We start from the raw sequence: 21,033 nt of genomic DNA, 5'->3' as shown, positions 1-21,033 counted from the left end.
TAACTATCGACGGTGTTGTCGATTGTGCTTATGTCGCCTAGTCCCTCGCTACCCTTTAATTCCCTTCCCGAGGGCAGCACCCTACCGGGCGGCACACCTGTTTTTGCACTCAAAGAACTAGTGGCTCGACTACAGCGTGAGCAGTACAAAATCCAGGATTTGCTGAGTTCTTTAGGGTTTGCCCTGCGAAGCCTGAACAACATTAGTCAGTTTTTAGAGCTGATCCCAATGATTGCCAATCGGGTAACCGATGCGACTGGCGGTGCTCTGGTATTGTTTCGTCCCAATGGTCAGCTACGCCTAGAGCGCCTTTATTGTCCGACTAACGACACCTGTCAGACTGTGCGTTATGCCTTGGAGTCGGCTACACGTCAGATTACGTCTTCTCTGGCAGTTTCGTCAGGGGGTAAAGGATCGGATGGCGAATCCGTGGCTCTGACCCATCAGGCAGCTCGTAATGCCATGGTGACTTTGGATCAGCAGCTAAATCACTTTCTGGCTCCAGAACTGAAGCTATTTGGCACATCCATCATTGTTCAAAATGTTGAGCGTGGGCGTCTCTATGTATTTAGTGATGATGGCGACTATGCTTGGACAGAGACCCGGCAAAAGCTGGTTCGATTGGTGGCTGACCAGACAGCTGTAGCGATTGAAAATGATGAGTTGACCTTGGCTCTACGTAAAAAAGAGCGGCTGGATAGAGAACTAGAGCTAGGGGCGGAGATCCAAGAAAAATTGCTACCTCGCCAGTGCCCAATCATTGAGGGTGTGGATCTGGCCGCTCGCTGTCAAACGGCTCAAAAAGTTGGTGGAGACTACTACGATTTCATTCCAACTACCTACGACCAGTTACGTAATCCGGCGACTCAATTATCATCCGCCCAACCATGGAGTATTGCCATTGGTGATGTGATGGGAAAGGGTGTGCCCGCAGGTTTGATTATGACCATGTTGCGGGGCATGTTGCGGGCAGAGGTGCTCAACGATCATTCCCCTGGGCAAATTCTGCAGAATCTCAACTGCGTTATGCACACCGATTTGGAGAGTTCAAATCGGTTTGTGACGTTGTTTTATGCAGAATATGACCCCAGGACCCAGCTATTCTCCTATGGTAATGCAGCCCATAATCCACCACTGCTTTGGCAGGCGGCTAACAATACCATCAGTCGGTTAGATGCTGACGGTATGCTGCTGGGGTTGGATATTGATACCCGTTACCATGAGGGACAAATGCAGCTGTATCCAGGTGACGTGGTGATTTTTTATACGGACGGCTTTACCGATGCAGCTAATATTCGTGGTGAGCGCTTTGATGAAGACAATTTGATCAAGGCTGTATGCTGGGCCTGTCGTAACTTAGAAAGCTCCCAAGAGATTTTGGACTATCTGTTCAATTTATTGCGTCACTTTATTGGTCCTGATCGTTCTAAGGATGACGATACGACGCTGGTGGTCATGAAGGTGACCCAACCTGCTGAGTTTCGGCAATTATCTGCAATTGAAGAGTAGGGGGGGGCCGATTATTTCTGGAATTGTAAGGGTTTTCTGTGCAAAATCCCTACAATTCCGGAAATGGCTTGATGTTATCTAGGTGTAGTGCAATGATCGATTTGCCCGATTATTTATCTACCAAATTTTTAGTAAGCCCCATGAAAATCGAGAAATCCTCTAGCGCTTTTGGTGATTTCACACCTGTTACGCCAATTGTGGATCAGCCAGTTGCTGCCGTTACTATGCCTGTGATCGCTCAGCAGTTTGAGGATAACTTCTTTGACCGCTCTGGGGATATTCTAGGTAATTTTGTGGACTCAGGTCAGCTGTGGGCATTACTCATTGGCATGGTAGTGGGCTATGTAATTCGAGGTATCACTACTTATTAAGGTTAGGCACAGGTAATTGGATAGTCTCCTAGTGCGCTTTAGGGTAAGTTTAGGCGGTGCGCGTCGGCATCTTCATTATTGGCAGGAGTTTTCACGATTTGAGTACATCACCTACCCCCTGGAGTCAGCGATTTGAGACGGGATTACATCCGGTTATTGCGGAATTTAATGCCAGCATTGGGTTTGATATTGCCCTGGTTGACTACGATCTGACCGGGTCCCAGGCCCATGCCAAGATGTTGGCGAAGGTTGGCATCATTTCTGAAGTTGAAGGTCAGCAGTTGGTGGATGGTTTAGAGGCGATTCGCCAAGAATATCGTCAAGGGACGTTTACCCCTGGTGTGGACGAAGAAGATGTCCATTTTGCGGTAGAACGTCGGTTAACTGAACTGCTGGGGCCACTGGGCAAAAAGTTGCATACAGGACGCTCGCGGAATGATCAGGTGGGGACGGATATTCGGTTGTATTTGCGATCGCACATCAAAACCATCCGCACCCTGATCCGAGACTTTCAAAAAGCCTTACTAGCACATGCCTCAGTCCACGTAGACACCCTAATCCCTGGCTATACCCATTTACAGCGAGCCCAGCCCCTGAGTCTGGCCCATCACCTGCTTGCCTACGTAGAGATGGCCCAACGTGACTACGAGCGTTTAGGCGATGTGACTAAACGTGTTAATACCTCTCCGTTGGGAGCTGGAGCCCTGGCCGGGACCACCTTCCCCATCGATCGCCAGTACACCGCCGATCAGCTAGGATTTGAACGCATCTATGCCAACAGTCTGGATGCCGTCAGCGATCGGGACTTTGCCATTGAGTTTGTCAATGCCGCTAGCCTGATCATGGTGCATTTATCACGTCTGGCCGAGGAGGTAATTTTTTGGGCATCAGAAGAATTTCGATTTGTCACCCTCACGGACAGCTGTTCCACCGGGTCGAGTATTATGCCTCAAAAGAAAAACCCCGATGTGCCGGAGCTGGTGCGAGGCAAAACAGGGCGGGTGTTTGGCCATTTGCAGGGCTTGTTGACCATGATGAAGGGATTGCCTCTGGCCTACAACAAAGACTTGCAAGAAGATAAAGAAGCGCTGTTCGATACCGTGGGTACGGTGCAGGCCTGTCTGCAGTCTATGACGATTCTTCTGCATCAGGGACTGGAGTTTCGACCGCAGCGATTGGCAGAAGCTGTGGCTAACGACTTCTCCAATGCCACCGATGTGGCTGATTATTTAGCCGCTAAGGGAGTACCCTTTCGGGATGCTTACAACCTTGTGGGTACAGTGGTCAAAACCTCGTTGGCGGCTGGCAAATTGCTTAAGGATCTGACGTTAGAAGAATGGCAGGCAATTCATCCCACGTTTGCAGAGGATATTTATGATGCGATCGCACCGCAGCAAGTTGTCGCAGCTCGGAATAGCCTGGGCGGAACCGGGTTTGAGCAGGTTAAACAAGCCTTGGCGATCGCCCAGAAAATGGTTGAAACCCGCTAATTAACAAGATGTAGAGGCGTTCCATGGAACGCCTCTACAAGATTAAATTTTCACCGATATCGAGAATCATTCCAATCGTAGGTTGAGGTGGAAGGAGGCTTTGGCGTCTGATAGCCATAGTTCCGCTTAGGATGCCAGGATGTTTCACCATAGGTACCTGGCCGCCAAACGGTTCCATGGTGATCCATATGGTCTGCATGTTCAGATGCATAGGCTGCTGCATACTCATCCGCATCGGGGGCAGCATCCACATCGTGGGCAGCCGCTGCTGCATAGGGCTTGGTAGGTAGAGGTGGTTCTGCTTCTCCAGTCACTGCTCCACGTCTGGCAGCACCAGCCCGCTTGCACTTACGCAACAGAGACTCCCAAGTTAAATTGGGTTGCCCCAGTGCAGCTCGAAACTGCTCTAACAAAGCTGCATTGGCTCCAGCAATCGCAGAGCGACGTACCAAAGGACGAGAGGCTCGTAGAGGATCTACCTGAACTGCCGCAATGGCTTGCCTAACAGCATTGTTAATCTCTTTTCGCAGTTCATATTTGGCCTTGTGATATTGAGATTGCCAACCTTTCTCACTGACTGCATATAGAGGAGGCAACCGATTTAAGGCATAGGTCTCAACCTCAATCGGTTTGACATATTTAAGAACACGAGTTGGTAGCTGGCGTAGCTGTTGCTCAACCTCTTCTGCTACTAACAGTTCCATGACGTTAATGTATTCCCGTAAGGGAGGTGCTTTCACATCAACCATGGCATTCGTCACCTACTTAACAACAATCCCGGCATAAGCCTCTTTCTCAGTTAGGTCACTTGGACCTATGTAATGTTGAAGTCAATTTAAATAAACTTCGACATCTACTTTGGTGACACACAAGGGAGTGACACACAGGAAACGCTACAGGCATAAAAGAACATAGGCTTGTGTATAAACCGGTAATCCTTATGCGCAGAAAATAGATCCCAAACCACAACATGGTTTTCCGGATCCTCGTTCGCAAATCGGGATAACTGCTGATCTTCAGATCGTTGATGTTATCCGTTTCTGCTCGTAACTACGAAGCCTTATACGGGGGGTGTTACACCCTATTAGTATAACTACCCAATTGCCAAATTGTGCCTTTTGAAACGAGCAACTAATTTTCTGTGAAGATTACAAAAATAGCAGGAAAACGCTTATTTATAGTCCAACGGACTGGACGTAACTTATTGACTTAAATATGAAGAATTGAGTCTTCTAGAAACTCATTGTTTATTCAATTAAGTCAATATATTAACCATCTTAGCCACTAATATCCCGAATGGTATTGGGGGTGATCACCCTCCATAGCTTTTTATTAGCCCTGTTCACAGCGTCTGCATTTGGAGGAACCTTTGAATAGCCCTGATGTAATGATGAACAGCCTATGAGAACTGCCAAAGGTCTGTAAGCTTCAGCCAAGCTTAGGTACCTGACTTAACTATGGGTAAAATTTAGAAACTTAATAAATAAACAAACTTTCTTGAAATAAGAATTTTATAGCTTGCTTTACTTGAAAAATGCCCCAGGCAGTTGGTCATAAAAAATACCTGGGGTATGGGACAAAATACGTATAGATACGCATGCAAAAGGGCAACGTGTTTGAGGCAAATATCAGCGATTTATACCCTTTTGGGTCTGGGATATGTCGGCGCAGCTTGAGTCGGATTAGACAGCCGGATGATGGCATCCATTGCTTGGGGTAAAAATCGGTGAAACCATAAAGCCATATGGCTTTGCCAGCCAATAGCAATTTCTGAATTGCGGCTTTTTAGGCCAGTTATGAGGCCTTGGGCAACTTCTTCAGTGCTGAGGGGAAGTACCCAACGAAACAAGTTAAACTCTTGCACCATGTCAGTGTCCGTCAGAGAAGGTAGCAGTGTGACCACACGGACGTTATGGGCAGCTAATTCGTGGCGAAGGGCTTGGGTGAAGCCAACAATGGCAAACTTGGTAGCTGAATACGTGGCCATCGTCGGTGCAGCCACCTTACCCATAAGGCTAGAGACGTTAACAATGGTGCCCTGTCGACGAGATGCCATCCGTCGTCCGACAAGCCAGGTAACTGTATATAGTCCCATCAAGTTGGTCGATAGTTCAGTGTGAGCTTGCCCGAGGGGGGTTTTTAGAAAGTTAGATTGATAGGCAACACCGGCACAGTTGACCAGTAGGTCAAATGGCCCATAGTCTTTCCATGCTTGGGCAACAACAATATTGACTGCTGTTGGCTCGGTCAGATCAACAGAGAGAGGGATACCCTGAGTCCCATACTTACGGAGTTCTGTTGCCACTTCTCTCAATTTCTGAAGATCACGGGCGATAAGTAAAATGTAACCAGAACCTTGTTTGGCGAGTTCAATAGCAATTGCACGGCCAATACCACGTGAGGCTCCGGTTACCAGAGCCGTCTTTCCTTGCATATCCATAATCAAAAAACTCCAAAATGGCCTGGGTTCATATCTTCAACAAGGCAAGTGAACCAGGACTGTACCGATATCTGAATATTATTGAGATGGAAACATAGAGGATTTCATGTATGTATGCTGAAATCCTCTACATGTATAAAGCGTTGCTGATCTTTGGCATAAACCAATTTTGAGCGTCAATTGGTTGTCAGATAAGCTGTGCTAACAGCAGTTACAATCATTCTCCAAATCAGCGACTGCACAGATGAATTGAAAACTAAGCGTGAGCCATGCCCAGAACTAGGGTTTACGACCGCGTAAACTATAGCTTTTCCCATGGGAGTGGTTTGGTCATGATGCATGGGTGATCATTTCAAACTGCATCACGAACAATTCATGGGTCACACCTTAGCAATTAGAAACAATAGCTGCAACATTTATTTAACAAGAGCATGACATTCCAGAAAAAGTATAGAGGTTATCTTAGTTGAATTCCTTGCTACATAAAGGATTGCCGAATTTCCAGAAACTTGAGAAGTTCTCTGACTAATGAGTTGAGAGGGGGAACCCCTAGTGTTAGAAGCCTGAGTAAATATGCGGATATATCGAATTTATCGATAGCGCATTATATGGGAACAAGACTTGTTATCAGGGTGCAGCCCTTGATGTGTCATCACAATAGGGTGATCATGATCATTGCTGTTCAATTTTTTGATGCTCAATTTTTCCTAAAGGGAAGAGTGTCCTTTCGTAAGTAACGTAGATTGGGTTGAGAGCACGAAACCCAATATCACCAAAATTTAAGTAGCAATGTTGGCTATGGAGAATTTAGGAGAGAGGTTGGCATAGTTTGATCCAATCCCACACTATATATGGCGATTTACCATAATTTCCGATAGGCGTGCGGCAATGTTGAGTTAAAGACGTTTGGGTTGGCAGAGAGAGATATTGGTGTAGGTGTAACCCAATCTACGGTTTATGTTTTGCAGGCGATCTTTATATAAAGGGTAACTAATGCCCAAACAATGACATGACTTGGGTTCAATCGTTATCCTAAGGGGGATTCCCGTTGTTATACTCCCGGTTAGCCTATGTCCCTTAATTCTGGTAATTCCGTTGTCGCTCAATGCTCTGATCTAATTGAAGGGCTGATTCAGGCTACTCTAAAGGGTAAAATTCGGTCTAAGACTCAAGTGTATCGTCAACTGAAAGATGGTTTACCTGTGGGAAGCGGGGAAATATTTGAGCGCTGTTTGGCGGAACGGATGCAGACGGCGGAGCAGGATAAATCGCTAAAAGGGCCTCGAATTGTGCGTGCCCTAAAAATGGTGCAGGGGGAATGGGCGAATTTACAAAAAACACGGCAGGTTGAGGAAAAAGTGTCGTCGGTGACGGCTCAGCTTTCGTCAGCTGTTGGGGAAGACCAACTCGATACGTTACTTAAACTGTTGGATCCTAATCAAGATCAGCCACCCACTCGTGATCAGCTGCAACAGCTAGCCCAGTCTTTACAGGCTGAAAGCAATAGGACTTTAGGAAAAGGGATCGAGTCTGGACTAGCGGCTTTTAGACAATTGGAAGGAGAACTGGTTAGTTGGCTATATGAAGCGGGGGCTAAAGATATTGGTTTTGGCTCAGAGCAACGCCGTGGTCCCTGGCAGTATTGGGCAAAGCGGCTAGAGTCTCCTGTCGCTCAGCAGCTGTTTGATGCTTTGGCAAAAGGAGAGTCAGTCACTTCTCTAGCAGAGGGATGGAGCCGACTAGATGAGAGTAGTTGGGTGCAGCTAGCGATTTTGTTGCACTATCTCAAACGGGGATTAGTGAAGTGGTTTGATCAACAACCTTATAATGTAAAACTTGGCAAAAAACTCTCCTACTCTACATTTTTGATTTTTGCCAACATTGAAGCTAGTTTGGCTCAAGGCTTTCAGGCTAGCCGGCCCCATCTGAGTCGAAGTTCATTTCAGCTGATGCAACAAAGTCTCCGGAGCTTTGCCCAGCGAGATGATTTCCCCTTGTATGGAGGTGTGTTTGCTGCCTTTGATGGGGGATATTTGCAAGATACTTTGGATTATTTTAGTGAACCACTAAAACAGGTGCCGGGTACACAGGAGAAGGCGCGGTTGCTGACATTGTTGGGCTATTCTCAGCGCACATTGGGGCGGTATGAGGCAGCGCTAGAGTTTCATCAAGAGGCTTTAGAGATTTCAACGGCTGCAGGGGATCAGTGCTGTGTGATTGCCAGCTTTAACCATCTGGCCAGGGTGCATGTGCTACAGAAGAATTATGGGGAGGCAAAGAACTTTAGCCAGCGGGCGCTAATTATGGCACGGCAGCAGGGGGATGTTTTGGGGGAAGCAAATGCGCTGGTGAACTATGGCTATAGTGAGGTGTTTGCGGCGCGAGCAATCGATACGCCGGATTTGTCGGTGTATGAGCAGGCAATTGGCTATTTGGAGCGGGGGCGAGACTTGGCAGAAACCCTGGGGGATTTTCAGAGTAAGGCGTTGGCCTATAACAGCATGGGGATTGCCTATAGTATTGCAGGGCAGCCGGGGTTGGCGATCGCAACGTTAGAGCAAGCGTTGCCATTAACCCAGGCGGCAGGAAATGTATATTTGCAGGGGGTAACCTGTACGTATTTGGCGGAGGCACAGCGAGCCTTAGGGAATGTAGAGGCGTCAGTGCTGTATGGAGCGTTAGGGATGTATTTGTTGCATCAAATTGGGTCGTCGGAGTGGCGGCAGGGGGCAGGATTATTGCGAGTGGTATCGGGAGAGTTGGGAGATGAGACGTTTGAGCAAGTATTGCAGAGGCAGCGACGGGGGATTATTCAGTGGATTGGGGTGGATGGGTTTGATTATTTAAGAACGTTGTTGGGAGAGTATTGAGGGTCCCCATGTTGTTTCAGGCTGTATACACTTTGCTGAGACCTAATTTTGCTAGCCCTTTGCGGTACGCAATAGAGGTTTTGTCGGCTTCAATGTGACACTCGGTACGCAGATCTAACGGCAGATCTTCTGGGTACTGGGATTCGACGACTTCTTGATCCTCGGTAAAAATCTGACGGTTAAATTCGTAGACTGGCTCTAGGGGTTGATCCTGGTCAAAATTGCGGCACAATGGCGAAAATAGCCGAGTCTTGCGCGCCGAAATTGGAGACGGTGCATTCAAAATACAGAGTCGACCGCCTTCAGGAAAATGAACCCTCAGAATAGCGGCAAAGGGTAGAAACACATCAAATACCCGTAGCCATTTAAAGTCTGCCGGAGCTCGATGCTGTAATTCTTTAGGGAAGTTGCTAACTGTGCTGAGATATTCTGCTCGTAAGCCCTGAGACGTTGGCGTCACTGTGTAGGGCGGCACCTCTGGGTTATCACGATCGGCAAAGGCTTCATGGTGTACCCAGGCAAAGTGAGCCACATCGAGAAAGCCTTCCATCTGGCGGCCCACAGCAGCACTAATATCAATGCTATCGGGCAAAATGGGCTGATAATCTGGGCTATCCCACTCCGGCAACTGGGGCATATTGGCGTCGCTGCCATCTCCGCTTAGGGTGGTCCACACCAACCCAAACGCTTCGCGAACGGGGTAGGTTTTAAGACATAGCCGGGCCGGAATACTTGCTTGGGGATTGGCCGGAATTAGCGTACAGGCTCCGCTGGCATTGTAGTGAAAGCCGTGGTACTTGCAGATCAGCTGATCATTATCAATGTGCCCCAGACTCATGGGCACACCACGGTGGAGACAGAGGTCGTTAGCGACGGAAACGCCCTGACTGGTGCGCCAGATAACCAATCGTTGGTCCAATAGGGTGGCAGCGATGGGGCTATCGGTAACGTCGTGACTAAACGCAATGGGGAACCAGAACGGTGCGATCGCATCCCAATCATCATTCAAAAAAGTACATCCACGAGGATAATGACCCGATAATTTATTTATCTCGATTGAAACCATAGCTATCCCGGTCCGTTAAAATTCTATGCTTGGAGCATCGTTTGATTGCCATAGTGGTCAACCGCAACCCCTCTTTCTGTCACCGTTTTAACGATTTTCCCTGGCTATTGTGGCGTATCCTCCCATAGCCCAGGAGCCATTTCATTAGTTTGTCCGTATCCATAGACAAAAACTGCACTAAAATCCTTTTAGCCTTCCAATTGCACATATAAGCGAAAAATATCGTTACGCCTGGTTACATTTCTTAAGAAAAGGTACATAATGTAGCTGACCCCTTAAATCTGGTTTCGGCGTCACAGCCATTGAAATCGCTTACTGATCAGGAATGACATCCTTTGTGTTAGGCAACTTACCATTTCCAGGACAGAGCGGTGACCAAGTCGTCAGCAAGGCGGTGAGTACTGCCATTGCTGCTCTGTTTAAACGTACGGGCAAGCTAGAAGCCACTGTGCGAGCTGAGCCTGTAGCTAAACTGCTCCAGGGAAGCGTTGACGGCTTTGATTTCGTTGGCCACAGTATGTTGATGTATAACGGCCTTCGCATTAAGGCGATGGAGCTGTTCGTGCAGGCTGTGTCAATTGATTTTGGCGCTATTTTTAGAGGGCAGGTGCGCATCAAGCAACCCACCCAGGCATCCATGCGCGTTGTGCTGACTGAGGAAGATTTAACCACATCGTTTAATACCCCATTCGTAGTCGAGAAACTGCAACGGATGGAGTTTGAGGGCCACCCCCTTCATTTCAGCAGTACTGAAATGCTACTGAATGATGATAAGACCATCAGCTTATTGAGTCAGGTGCGCATAGGCAGTATCTCGAATTCACCTCAGTTTGTGTCTTTAACGGCTCGTATTGAGGTCTATGACCGTACTAAGCTGGCATTTGTCGATGTGGCCTGTGGTGGCACAGATAAGGACATAGCGTTGGGTAAGGCGATTATTGAACACGTCAATGCTTTGTTAGACCTGGATTCCTTCAGCCTCAGTGGTACTCAGCTGCGTATTGATAAAATCCGTATGCGGAATAAAGAGCTGATTTTCTATGGTGTGGCACACATCAACCAGTTTCCAGGCTGCAAGTAGTTAAGTCCGAAACCAAACTATCTCATAGGAAATTCAAACTACATTCTGGTCTGTTTCTATGAGCCAGATTTTGGCAGACCCTGGAATTAGGAACACCCTTACAGGTCGCATCCACTCGATCAGTCGAGCTATTTCTTCAACATCACATCTGTAGCATATTTCTACTACTAAACTTAAATATCTAACCCTTCTTTGATTCAGGTATTTCTGAAAAACCGCAAAATCATTGCAATACACTGATTTTAACCAGATTTAGAAGCTTGTTGACTAGCCTCTGGAATCTGTGACGATGATCACTATTTTTCCTCAGCCAAGCTCAGAAAGCCCTTACGAAACCTTCAGTTACCCGTCAGATAAGGTTCAGCTAGGCCCGGCATCCTGGTAATCAATGGAGCAAATAAATAATTCATTGATTTATCAGGGAGCATCAACCATGAAACGCACACGTCTTTCCGCTTTGACTGTTCTGGTTGCATCCGCTGCCCACTGGTCAGTCAACGCTAGCACTCTCGCCCCCATTGCTGCCGCTGCTGAACCCACCAGTTTCAATCTGCAACAGCAACGCCTTGAGGCACTCGATCACCGCACCAAGACCACGGTTCATCACAAAATTCAGGTTGAATATCTCAACAATCAGACAAAAACCATCGAAGCCATCCAAGTGGCTCGTCTGGACGCCCAAGATGATCGAACCAAGGCCATTGAAAATATTCAAACAGAACGGCTAAACGCCCTAGACGCTAGCACTAAAACCGTAGTCCGCTAATGGATACGACTGCCTTATCAAGTTTGGGTGCCCGGTGCAAACTCCGTTTATCGGTGAAGCTTTATTCCCAGGGCACTCTTTCCTCTCCCAACAACCTTCACACACCAACCCAAGCCTCTGTCATACCGACAGAGGCTTTTTCATGTGATCAAACACACAAGGAAAAACAAAAAAGATCACAAAAACCTTTTAGGAATATAGCTGAAGGAGCCTGTTTATATATACAGAGCACCACTGAGCTCTCCTTATCTCTCCTAATCCTTTAAACAGCAAAGTCCATTGCCCCTGGCAGCGATGTCAGGGATTTTTTTAGATAATCGCCAGAATAACTCGCAGCTAGTGCCCTGGCCAGGTAAAGCGACTCGTCGAAACTGACCACCCAACCGTTTTCGCTAATACTAAATCTGTTGAGCGCTAATAGATATCTACGCTATAGACGTCAATACAACACAGCCCTATAGGTATCCGAACACACAAAAATTCTTATAACATCCATTTTTTAAGGCTTTATATTTCTAAAAAAAATTAAAAGTTATTGGAATAATTCAGAAATATACATTTCTTAATAAAAAAGGATGTTTTCCACAGGTTTCTCCACAAGTTTTCCACAGGTTGGGATAAGTTCTCCCCAGATAGGAACCAAAGTCATGCAAATTCAAAACATCTGTGGAAAACGTCCAATTGACCAGAATCAATTCGTTTGAGTAACTGCATGTAAACAAAAGAACAGCTCAACCCTAATCATCTCGTTAGGCCAAAATCTTCTTAGAAAAATCTAAAGAGTGGGGAGCATTGCTAATTTCTGAGAGCTCCTGCACAATAAAGCTCCACTGACCTAAGTGACCTAGTGATTCTTCTTCTGAGCACTGTCTTCAGGGTGCGGCTAGCATTTGCGTTAGCCATGACAGTCCCTTGAATACTAGGTACTAGTTTGTCATACCTATATCTTCTTGAAGGAGCTTTAAATCTGATGCCCCCAGTTACAGCCCCTGTTACTGTCACCCTTATGGTAGAGATTCCAGAAGATTTGCATCTATCGATCAAAGACTATTTAGATACCCATGAAATGTGGAGTCAGGAACGGATGATGCAAGCTGCTCTATCCTTGTTTCTGCTACAGAATGGCGTAAATCACCCCCATATCAATCGACTCTACCTAGATAGCCTATTTGGCTATACCGCCTAATAGTGATGCGATAGCCATCGCAGTCTTATTTACCTGTTGAGTTTCACTCTAGTAAAAAAGTCTCTGGCCAATTGGCCAGAGACTTTTTATGTCTTTGGTGGGAGGGCTAACCATGAAAGTCAAGAGTTCTCTAACCAACAAAATTTTGTTGTCTTAGAGTCTCTACTAACATAAAAGCATTGGCAAACTGTTACTGCTATGCATGGGTTATGTCCTGGTTAGGATCAAGCCATAACTAACTTCCAAGAGTAAATGCTGAATATGACGGTCCATGGAACGTCTGTACATCCAAAATTTGGAGGTTAATTGATTTTGCTTACTTAGATGCTTCCTTAGAGTAGATGCGCTGAAGAGGGACCTAAAGATGAACCCTAATGACTCAGACCAGTGGCTCAAACCAAGTGTTAAATTTTGAATGGGTGATCAACAGGTAAATGCTTGATTTCAGATTTTAGATTTTGAGTGAGTGGTTGAAACAAGCAAGCTGAGGGATGCTGAATGGAGACGTTTGATTGGATCGTAATCGGCAATGGACTAGCAGGTGCATCCCTCAGCTATGAGTTAGCTAAGTTAGGACAATCGGTATTACTAGTGGATGATGGTAATCCAGACAGTGCCACTCGCTGTAGCTATGGGGGAATTGCCTATTGGTCAGGCACAGATGCCACTACTAAACAGCTTTGTAAAGCGGGCATTGAACGCCATCGTCAGCTATCAGATGAGCTGGGTAGAGCAACGGAGTTTCGAGAACTCGATCTACTGCTTACATTTGCACCTGGTGTGGATAGCACAGAGTTGGAAGAGCAGTATAGTCGGTTTGCGATCGCACCCCACTTAATCACACCTCAAGAGGCCCAAGCCCTTGAACCCCAACTCAAAATTGATGCCATTGGCGGAGCTTTCACCGTCAAGCATGGCCATGTCAACCCGATTAACACCTTAGAGGCCCTCAATCAGGCCTTTCGCTGTCTGGGAGGACAACAACTTATAGCATCAGTCACTGGCTTAGTACGGATCAACGATCGAGTCACTGGCATAACCACACCGACCCAGGCCTATGCCGCAGGGAACATTGCCGTGGCCGCTGGAGGCTACAGCCGACGATTACTCAAAAACTCACAGCTTGCCGTTCCGCTATATCACACCCATGCAGAAATTGTTGCTTTACCCACCGTCGAGCAGCCCCTACGTACCTTGATCATGCCTGCGGTAGCCAATCGGTTTGAGGCTGAAGCCAAAGCCAGTGACCCAGTCACTGACGGTCTCTGGGATGGCCCCCCCTATGAAATTGCCCCCCCGATTTTGGATACAGGAGTAATTCAATTTTTAGATAAGTCAACCTATATCGGTCAAATCAGTCGGTTTCGCACAGATTTGGTAACAAACTCCATTGATGCGGCCCAAAGTGACGCTAAAATGCGTCAAGCTATCACTGCACAGTTGCCCTGTTTGAGAGACATCCCGGGCCGCTGGCGACACTGTGTAGTCACCTTTAGCCGCGACGGACTACCGCTAATTGGCCCCATGCCTGGCGTTGCAGGATTACATATTTTTTCTGGCTTTACGAGCCCGTTTGCTATGCTCCTGCCCATTGCCCAACGATTTGCCCAATGGATCGATAGTGGACAAAAAACGACCCCAGATGGCTTGGTAGAAAAAATGCTCGTCACCCGTTTCGAAAACTCCTAACCCTATCGATACAGCAGCTCATTAATATAGGGTTGCCCTAGTCGGCAACCCTGCCATTTAATGCTGTCTGGGCCAGCATATTGAGAACTACTTGGTAGGTGGTGGCACCGTCATAAAAGTGATACTGGACTCGATCCGTGGTGCCTCTAAGATCAAAATCAATTAGACAGCATCAAAACAACAACCCATGACATGTCATCATCGTCTGTATTAATCACTGCTTTTATCTATGATCGCTGAGCTTACTATAGAAAATAAGCTATGATTCATGTAAGTCAGCAGGGCTGTAGGCTCCATTGTTGGCATTGATCATTTGCTGCCCATATCTAGTTCAGGGGTTCAAGAGTCCATGACGGTAACTGCTTATGCCACTCCGGCATTCTGTGACGGTATTCAATATTTTGGTGAGGCCCCTGCTGAAATGGCGGCCTACTTAGACACGGCTGCCATTGGTGAAGGGGATGTTGCGATCGCATCCCCCAGTGATCCTAAAGCCGTATATCAGACTGTTCTGGCTGCGGATGCCCTGCGCTATTTAACGCTACAAATGACCGCCAGCAAGCAGTCGGGTCACCCCGGTGGGTTTGCCAGTGTTGCTGATGAGATTGCAGCCCTGATCATGCTCGGCTACAAGAACTTGATTACAGAGGTGGGCCACCATGCCCCTGGTTTCTACAGCACTGTCTTTTTAGACCGCTCGTTAGAAGCTATGGAGATTAAGACGGTCACTCAACTTTGCGATCGCTTCCGCGAAACCCACGGTTTACTGGGCCACTTATCGGGACAGATCCCAGGCCTGTTAAATCCTGCCGGTCCTCTAGGTCAAGGCCAACACTTTGCCATGGCTGGAGCCAAGCTCAACCCAGGCACCCTCTTCCCCGTCACCATTGGTGATGGCGGTTTGGGCGAGCCTTACATCATGAGCAGTATGGCCCACTTCAACACGGCCTATCCCCAGTCCACCAACTTCCTGCCCATCTTGGTGTGGAACGGATTCTCCCAAGAGCACCACAGCATGGTGTCAACCCAGTCCAATGAAGCCATGATTGCCTACTGGCAAGGCAATGGGTTTAAAGACGTGATTTTGGTTGATGCCAAGGATTATGACGATGCCGATCAGCCAGGTCCCTATGTAGACAGCACGGCTTTCTCACTAAAGCAGCGCATGGCCTTTACCCAGGCACTACTAGAAGCGACAGATAAAGCTGCAAAACAAGCACTTTCTGGCACTCTCACCGTTCTCATCGTTAAGCAGCTGAAAGGGGCAGGGGTACACAAGCGTGGCGCTAAGTCCCACAATCTCTATCCCGGAGACACCCTAGACAAAGACTATATTGTCAGCGCTTTGCAAACTCGGGCATTACCTGCTGTTGGGTGGGAATTGGTGCGCACCAACTTTGAGCGATCCAACGGTGGTCCCAACGTTAAGACGGCGGTTACAGAATCAGAACTTGCTTTAGCAGACTTAGGCCAGCTCCCCCTCAACGAGTTCCCAGTGGGGGGTGATAAACAAGTGGCCACCACTGCCATGGGCTTACTGGTAGGGCACGTGGGTCAGCAAGACTCTAACTTTGTTGTCACCAATGCAGACGGTAATGCCGCCTCGGGAATTAACAATATTAACCAGGCCCTGAAGATTGTTCACCCCACCACAGATGATCTATACTTCCAAGGCCCCAATGGTCAAGTTTATGAGCCCCTAAGCGAAGATGCCTGTGCTGGCATGGCCGCTGCCCAGGCCCTATTCGGGGGTCGTAGTTTATGGTGCTCCTATGAGTCCTTTGTCATTAATGGCTTGCCCATTTGGCAAACTGTCACCCAGGCCATGGCAGAGTTACGCAGAAATACCCCCTCTACCATCTGTCTGTTTACTGCAGGAGCGCTAGAACAAGGACGCAACGGCTGGACCCACCAACGTCCAGAAATTGAGAACTACTTTGCCGCTATGATGCGTAACGGCAATGTGTTTCCCTTGTTTCCTGTTGATGCCAACAGCATTCAAGCTTGTTATGAATGGGCTGTAGGCACCAGCAATAAAGGCATTACCATTACAGCCAGTAAATCTCCTTTACCCATTCGCACCACGCTGGCCCAGACCCATGAAGCCTTAAAAAGTGGTGCCATTGTCCTTCAAGAAACACCAGGGGAGAAAACTATTGTCTTTGCTGTTGTGGGCGATATGATGCTGCTGCCAGTTATGGAAGCGGCTGAAACCTTAGCTCAAGCAGGCATTGGTTCTAAAGTTGTTGCCATTGTTAGCCCCAGACGACTCTATCGTTCCACCGACGTTGCTTGGGAAACCTGCCGCAATGGGGATGACACATTCTTAAGTGATGAAGACTTTGCCACCCTATTTGCAGGCGATGCTCTGTTGGGTGTCACAGGTGGCTCTAGCGCCATGTTGGAGCCGGTCATGCTACGCAGCACGCTACCCCGTGATGTGATGGCATGGAAGCGTGGTGAAACAACAGCCAACGCTGGTCAGCTGTTTGCCTTTAATGGGTTAACGGCAGAAGCATTGGCACACCGGGCAAAATCCCTAATGGCTTAAGGGAGGGATTAGTAAACATGGATCGAGGAGGAAGGTTTTCCTCCTCGGCCTAAAAGGTAGTGATGATGGTTTACTTGCTCGCATATACCCGATAGCGAGGATTTTCATACACCACTGGTAAATCGACAAGATGTTCAGCATTCGTGACAGCATACTGGCCTTTGTACTTGTCCATCAGGGCCTTTATTTGGGTGGCATCTAAGTTGTTGTAGGCTGCAGTCAGATCATTGCGGATAAGACGGCGAGTATCTTTACGCAGGTCGACATAACTCAGCAGGTCGATACCGCCACCTAGATCCGTAATGCGGGTAAACCAGGCATCAACATCTGCAGATGAAGCACTGGGTACAAATCGAAACTTAGCGACTGATGGATGGTCAGAAAGCCAGGGTAAAGCACTCAGATCAACCGGAGATGAGACAACAACGTCACCATCGGGAACATGTTGTTTAAGCCAGTTAGCCGTGGCAATCATTTCGGGATTTACGCCTTGGGCTTTACTAGGAAAGGTTTGCAAAGCCATGCCTTTGTCATAAAACCGGGTGGCCTCAACACCAAAGCCAAAGAGAATTACCAAAGTAATTGCGATCGCACCCATGGGATACCGAAACAACAGCTGTTCTAGAGCCAACGCCAAAAAGAAACCCGTGCCTAACGCCAGCATCAAGTCGCCAACACGAAACGGGTAATATTGCAGAATTTGGCCATTGCTATCAAACGGAGCCACTAATAGACCCGCGCCAAACAAGATGAGCGTACACAGAATAAAGCACACAAAGTCTGCACGATGCTTGGCAATGGTCTTGTCTTGCGGTGTTTGTTTGGGGTGCGATCTCAAAACATAAACAACACAGCCTGTAAAAACCAGCAAATAAGCCAGCAAATATAACCACTCATCCTGGGGCCAGGCAAAGGGGTTCACATGATGGGGGTTACGCAAAAAAGAATAGATATAGGACGGAGAGACTCCCCCCCCTTCAACCGGTCTTAGCAACTGGGTGAAAACAGCTATCCAGGCAAAGATCCCCGTCACCAGATAAATGGGAACTGCCGCCAACCAACGGCGGCCATCCAGCAAAACCTTGGGCTGACGCCATAACAGCCACAACAAAATAGCAATGGATGCCCAGCCACCCACCAACGCATGGAATGATGCAGCAATCCCTAACAACGCCACCATGCGCAAATATCGACCGGAAAACATGGCCGACAGTGCCATAAAAATAGCGCTATAGGCAAAAATCTTAGGTTCAATGCTCCCTAGTAACCACTCCCCAGCGATTACCCCCTGGGGCCTACGCACATAAACAAACAGACCAATGGCCACCAGCAGGGTTAGCAAACGAATCCCCAAACTGCGTGCTAGGGTCCACAGGCCAATCGCTAGGGCAAGATAGCCCAGAATCCGTCCAATGATGGATGTGGCTAAAAATCCAACCGTCGCTGTGAGGTGACCAAATATAAGTTGAAACAGCAGCCGATAACCGGATGGCTCACTGTAGTAAATATCGTTTGCCAGCCAGGTGGGGTCTGCAAAATGACGAGCCATGGGCAAATGATGTAACTCATTGACCGAGCCCATATTGCGGATAAATAAAAACTTGAGACACAGAAACAGCGTAATGGTGGCAACGGGCAGTACCCAGGTTTGGATTGCAGACTGTTTCTGACTCAAAGAATTCACAGGTATCTCAATTGAACAAGCTCACCTGAAATCCTACAGTCTCAGGCGACGCCAGTGTACCATTCACATTTGAATACATTGGCTAGCTGATACCCCATTGGCTGAGCGAAGCCGAAGTCAACAGGGTATCAGTAACTAGCTGGGCGAAGTCGAAGCAGCCTTAATTCGCTAGCACACCAGGCCAATTGGTATCAGCTTTGGCAATGTAACCAGGAATATCTTGGGCCCAACGCTGTTGAATCTTATCGTTGTAGTTCAGATATAGTTTGCCATCGACAATCTTCCAGGCTGTGGGTTCAATGGGGGCAGTGCTACCCTGGCTGACGGCATAGGCGCAGAAACCACCATACTGGGGGGCATATTCCTCAGGGTTAGCGGCAAACAGATCGCGGTTCTCTGCTGACGCAAACTGCCAGGTTGCACCTTCCCAATCATGGGTAAATTCTTCACTACCCGGCGTATAGTCACCCTCAGTAAAGTAAGCCACGGGATCGGCTCCACGAATCGCAACATTATCTTCAGCAAATACGGCATAGGTGGGTGCTGCAGCCTGTTCGGTGCCCGCTGGAGCCGTTGTAGATGTAGTAGTGGATGTGGCACAGCTAGCCAACAACATTGTGCTAGCAAGGGCTAGAGGAAGCAGAATTGAGCGTTTCATCGCACAGTGAACTAAGGGTCACTTCAATTAATACGCACTCAACCTGAAAACCGACTGAGAAATATAACTTAATTGGCTGAAGTTCTGGGTTATTAGGTATTGGTTATGAGTTGTCTATCGATCTTGCCAGTGGGCATTGGAGAGTAAAAAGGTCTGACAGTCCCTGACTGAGGCAATGGATTAGTAAACTTCATAGTTAGCAGGCTGTCAGCTAACTCTTTATCGACTGCTGTGGTTAATTGGATGGGCATACTTTTTTTCAGTAATATTGGCTCAACAAGTACATTCGAACTAGTACAATTGCAGTCTGGTGAGGCAGTAGCGGCAGTATGGCTGGAACATGGACATCTGAGCAAGTGCTGGCACTGTCGCCAGATGCGGGTTCCACAAAGCGAGGGAAATCCCTGGCCAATGTGTCCAAGTGGCAGTTGCTGGGTCATGCGGGGCAGGCTGTGTGGGGTGAGTGCAAGGGCAGTGGTAAAAAGCCCTATCGCACTCAGATTGACCTGAGCGAACCGGCCTTTCGCTGCAGTTGTCCTAGCCGCAAGTTTCCTTGTAAACATGCATTGGGTTTGTTTCTGCTCCTGGTAGAGCAGCTTGAAGCGTTTGGCAACGATCCTCCCCCCGATTGGGTAACTGAGTGGTTAGAAAAACGCGCTCAAACAGCAAACCGTCAGCAAATTAAGCACAAGAAAGCGGCGGCGGACCCAGCAGCCCAGGCTAAGCGAGCCGAAAAAAGAGCGGCAAAAATTGAAGCTGGACTAGAGGACTTAACTCAGTGGTTGGCGGATATTATTCGCCAGGGTCTGGCGGCTTGGCCAAACCAGCCCTATAGCTTTTGGGATCAGGCGGCAGCCCGATTAGTGGATGCTCAAGCACCAGGATTAGCCCGACGAGTACGCAGTCTAGGTAGCATTCCCCATTCAGGCCAAGGTTGGCCCGAGCGCATGCTAACGGCACTGGGGCAGTTGCATCTGCTGGTGGAGAGTTATGGCAGATTAGATAGTTTGACACCCGCCATGCAGGCGGAGGTGCGATCGCAAATTGGCTGGCCCCAAACCCAAGATGACTTGCGGCTGCGGGTGGAAAAAGCGGATCCGCTGGTGGACTGTGTTGCTGACACCTGGCAAATTCTGGGCAAAGTTGTGATTGAAGAAGACAAGTTGCAAATGCAGCGTACCTGGCTGTGGGGTTCTGAGAATCAAAAATCTGCCCTCGTGCTGAACTTTGCCCATGGGCGACAGCCACTGGATGTCAGCCTGATACCAGGCAGCAGTTTCAGCGGTAACTTAATTTTTTATCCAGGAACTGGGCTACAGCGTGCTTTTATAGACCTGCGGGAAAACACCACCGCCCAAGTACCACCGCCCACTGGAAACACCATTGCAGCTGCCATCGGTCACTATGCCCACAGCCTCAGTCAAAATCCCTGGCTAGAGAGATTTCCCCTAACCCTGGCCCAGGTTTGGCCTCTCCCCAGAGAAGATAGCTGGTGGTTACGAGATGCAGCCAGGAAAGTTCTCCCCATTGCACCCGGGTTTCAACGCGGGTGGGAGTTATTGGCCTTAAGCGGTGGCTATCCGCTAACGGTCTTTGGCGAGTGGAATGGCAGCACATTTCTGCCCCTCAGTCTTTGGTCTGGGCAGCAATTTCACCCCTTAGGAGACTGACA

General features: G+C 48.1%; 15 protein-coding genes. 10 read left to right on the top strand and 5 right to left on the bottom strand.

Annotated elements, in window-relative coordinates:
- The first annotated feature begins 30 nt into the window (after positions 1 to 30).
- From SPB21_RS30330 to argH, 3 genes are all read left to right on the top strand, one after another.
- Positions 31 to 1,509: a PP2C family protein-serine/threonine phosphatase gene (locus SPB21_RS30330; RefSeq protein WP_006517825.1), complete on the top strand. Its 1,479-nt coding sequence runs from the start codon at positions 31 to 33 to the stop codon at positions 1,507 to 1,509.
- A gap of 140 nt (positions 1,510 to 1,649) precedes the next feature.
- Positions 1,650 to 1,880 (top strand): hypothetical protein, encoded by a 231-nt coding sequence (locus SPB21_RS30325; RefSeq protein ID WP_163702769.1) that lies wholly within the window; start codon positions 1,650 to 1,652, stop codon positions 1,878 to 1,880.
- Positions 1,881 to 1,978: 98 nt separating this feature from the next.
- Positions 1,979 to 3,370 (top strand): argininosuccinate lyase, encoded by a 1,392-nt coding sequence (argH, locus tag SPB21_RS30320; RefSeq protein WP_499868635.1) that lies wholly within the window; start codon positions 1,979 to 1,981, stop codon positions 3,368 to 3,370.
- Between the two features lie 50 nt (positions 3,371 to 3,420).
- Here argH and SPB21_RS30315 read toward each other — a convergent pair whose 3' ends face one another.
- Together SPB21_RS30315 and SPB21_RS30310 are read right to left on the bottom strand one after the other, a co-directional pair.
- Positions 3,421 to 4,119, bottom strand: coding sequence for a late competence development ComFB family protein (locus SPB21_RS30315; RefSeq protein ID WP_250565065.1), 699 nt, complete (start codon positions 4,117 to 4,119; stop codon positions 3,421 to 3,423).
- Between the two features lie 887 nt (positions 4,120 to 5,006).
- Positions 5,007 to 5,810, bottom strand: a complete 804-nt coding sequence (locus tag SPB21_RS30310) for an SDR family NAD(P)-dependent oxidoreductase (protein WP_163666995.1) — start codon at positions 5,808 to 5,810, stop codon at positions 5,007 to 5,009.
- A 1,070-nt stretch (positions 5,811 to 6,880) separates the two neighbouring features.
- Here SPB21_RS30310 and SPB21_RS30305 point away from each other — a divergent pair.
- Positions 6,881 to 8,680 (top strand): tetratricopeptide repeat protein, encoded by a 1,800-nt coding sequence (locus tag SPB21_RS30305; protein WP_499868634.1) that lies wholly within the window; start codon positions 6,881 to 6,883, stop codon positions 8,678 to 8,680.
- A gap of 16 nt (positions 8,681 to 8,696) precedes the next feature.
- On the opposite strand, the gene SPB21_RS30300 is transcribed toward SPB21_RS30305, so the two are convergent.
- Positions 8,697 to 9,746, bottom strand: a complete 1,050-nt coding sequence (locus SPB21_RS30300; protein WP_499868633.1) for a Rieske 2Fe-2S domain-containing protein — start codon at positions 9,744 to 9,746, stop codon at positions 8,697 to 8,699.
- A 325-nt stretch (positions 9,747 to 10,071) separates the two neighbouring features.
- Here SPB21_RS30300 and SPB21_RS30295 point away from each other — a divergent pair, with 325 nt between their 5' ends.
- The 5 genes from SPB21_RS30295 to SPB21_RS30275 all read left to right on the top strand — a co-directional run bounded on the left by SPB21_RS30295 (position 10,072) and on the right by SPB21_RS30275 (position 17,019).
- On the top strand, positions 10,072 to 10,827 hold the full coding sequence (locus SPB21_RS30295) for an LmeA family phospholipid-binding protein (protein WP_499868631.1): 756 nt from the start codon (positions 10,072 to 10,074) through the stop codon (positions 10,825 to 10,827).
- A gap of 433 nt (positions 10,828 to 11,260) precedes the next feature.
- Entirely contained in the window at positions 11,261 to 11,593 is a 333-nt protein-coding gene (locus tag SPB21_RS30290; RefSeq protein WP_250565066.1) for a hypothetical protein, read from the top strand.
- A gap of 970 nt (positions 11,594 to 12,563) precedes the next feature.
- Positions 12,564 to 12,779: a DUF2811 domain-containing protein gene (locus SPB21_RS30285; RefSeq protein WP_163667003.1), complete on the top strand. Its 216-nt coding sequence runs from the start codon at positions 12,564 to 12,566 to the stop codon at positions 12,777 to 12,779.
- 498 nt (positions 12,780 to 13,277) lie between these two features.
- On the top strand, positions 13,278 to 14,468 hold the full coding sequence (locus SPB21_RS30280) for an NAD(P)/FAD-dependent oxidoreductase (protein WP_499868629.1): 1,191 nt from the start codon (positions 13,278 to 13,280) through the stop codon (positions 14,466 to 14,468).
- Between the two features lie 349 nt (positions 14,469 to 14,817).
- Positions 14,818 to 17,019: a phosphoketolase family protein gene (locus SPB21_RS30275; RefSeq protein WP_499868627.1), complete on the top strand. Its 2,202-nt coding sequence runs from the start codon at positions 14,818 to 14,820 to the stop codon at positions 17,017 to 17,019.
- A gap of 70 nt (positions 17,020 to 17,089) precedes the next feature.
- On the opposite strand, the gene SPB21_RS30270 is transcribed toward SPB21_RS30275, so the two are convergent.
- The gene (locus tag SPB21_RS30270; RefSeq protein ID WP_163702774.1) at positions 17,090 to 18,703 is read right to left on the bottom strand and encodes an LTA synthase family protein; all 1,614 of its coding nucleotides are present in this window, start codon (positions 18,701 to 18,703) and stop codon (positions 17,090 to 17,092) included.
- 160 nt (positions 18,704 to 18,863) lie between these two features.
- Positions 18,864 to 19,361, bottom strand: coding sequence for a YHS domain-containing (seleno)protein (locus tag SPB21_RS30265; RefSeq protein ID WP_163702775.1), 498 nt, complete (start codon positions 19,359 to 19,361; stop codon positions 18,864 to 18,866).
- 329 nt (positions 19,362 to 19,690) lie between these two features.
- On the opposite strand from SPB21_RS30265, the gene SPB21_RS30260 reads away from it, so the two are divergent.
- Positions 19,691 to 21,031: an SWIM zinc finger family protein gene (locus tag SPB21_RS30260; protein ID WP_499868626.1), complete on the top strand. Its 1,341-nt coding sequence runs from the start codon at positions 19,691 to 19,693 to the stop codon at positions 21,029 to 21,031.
- The last annotated feature ends 2 nt before the right edge of the window (positions 21,032 to 21,033 follow it).

It is taken from the genome of Leptothoe sp. ISB3NOV94-8A, assembly GCF_043421595.1.
GTDB classification, from domain to species: Bacteria; Cyanobacteriota; Cyanobacteriia; order Phormidesmidales; family Phormidesmidaceae; genus Leptothoe; species Leptothoe turfae.
Note: the sequence above shows the minus strand (reverse complement) of the source record. Positions and strands in the feature narration are given on the sequence as shown.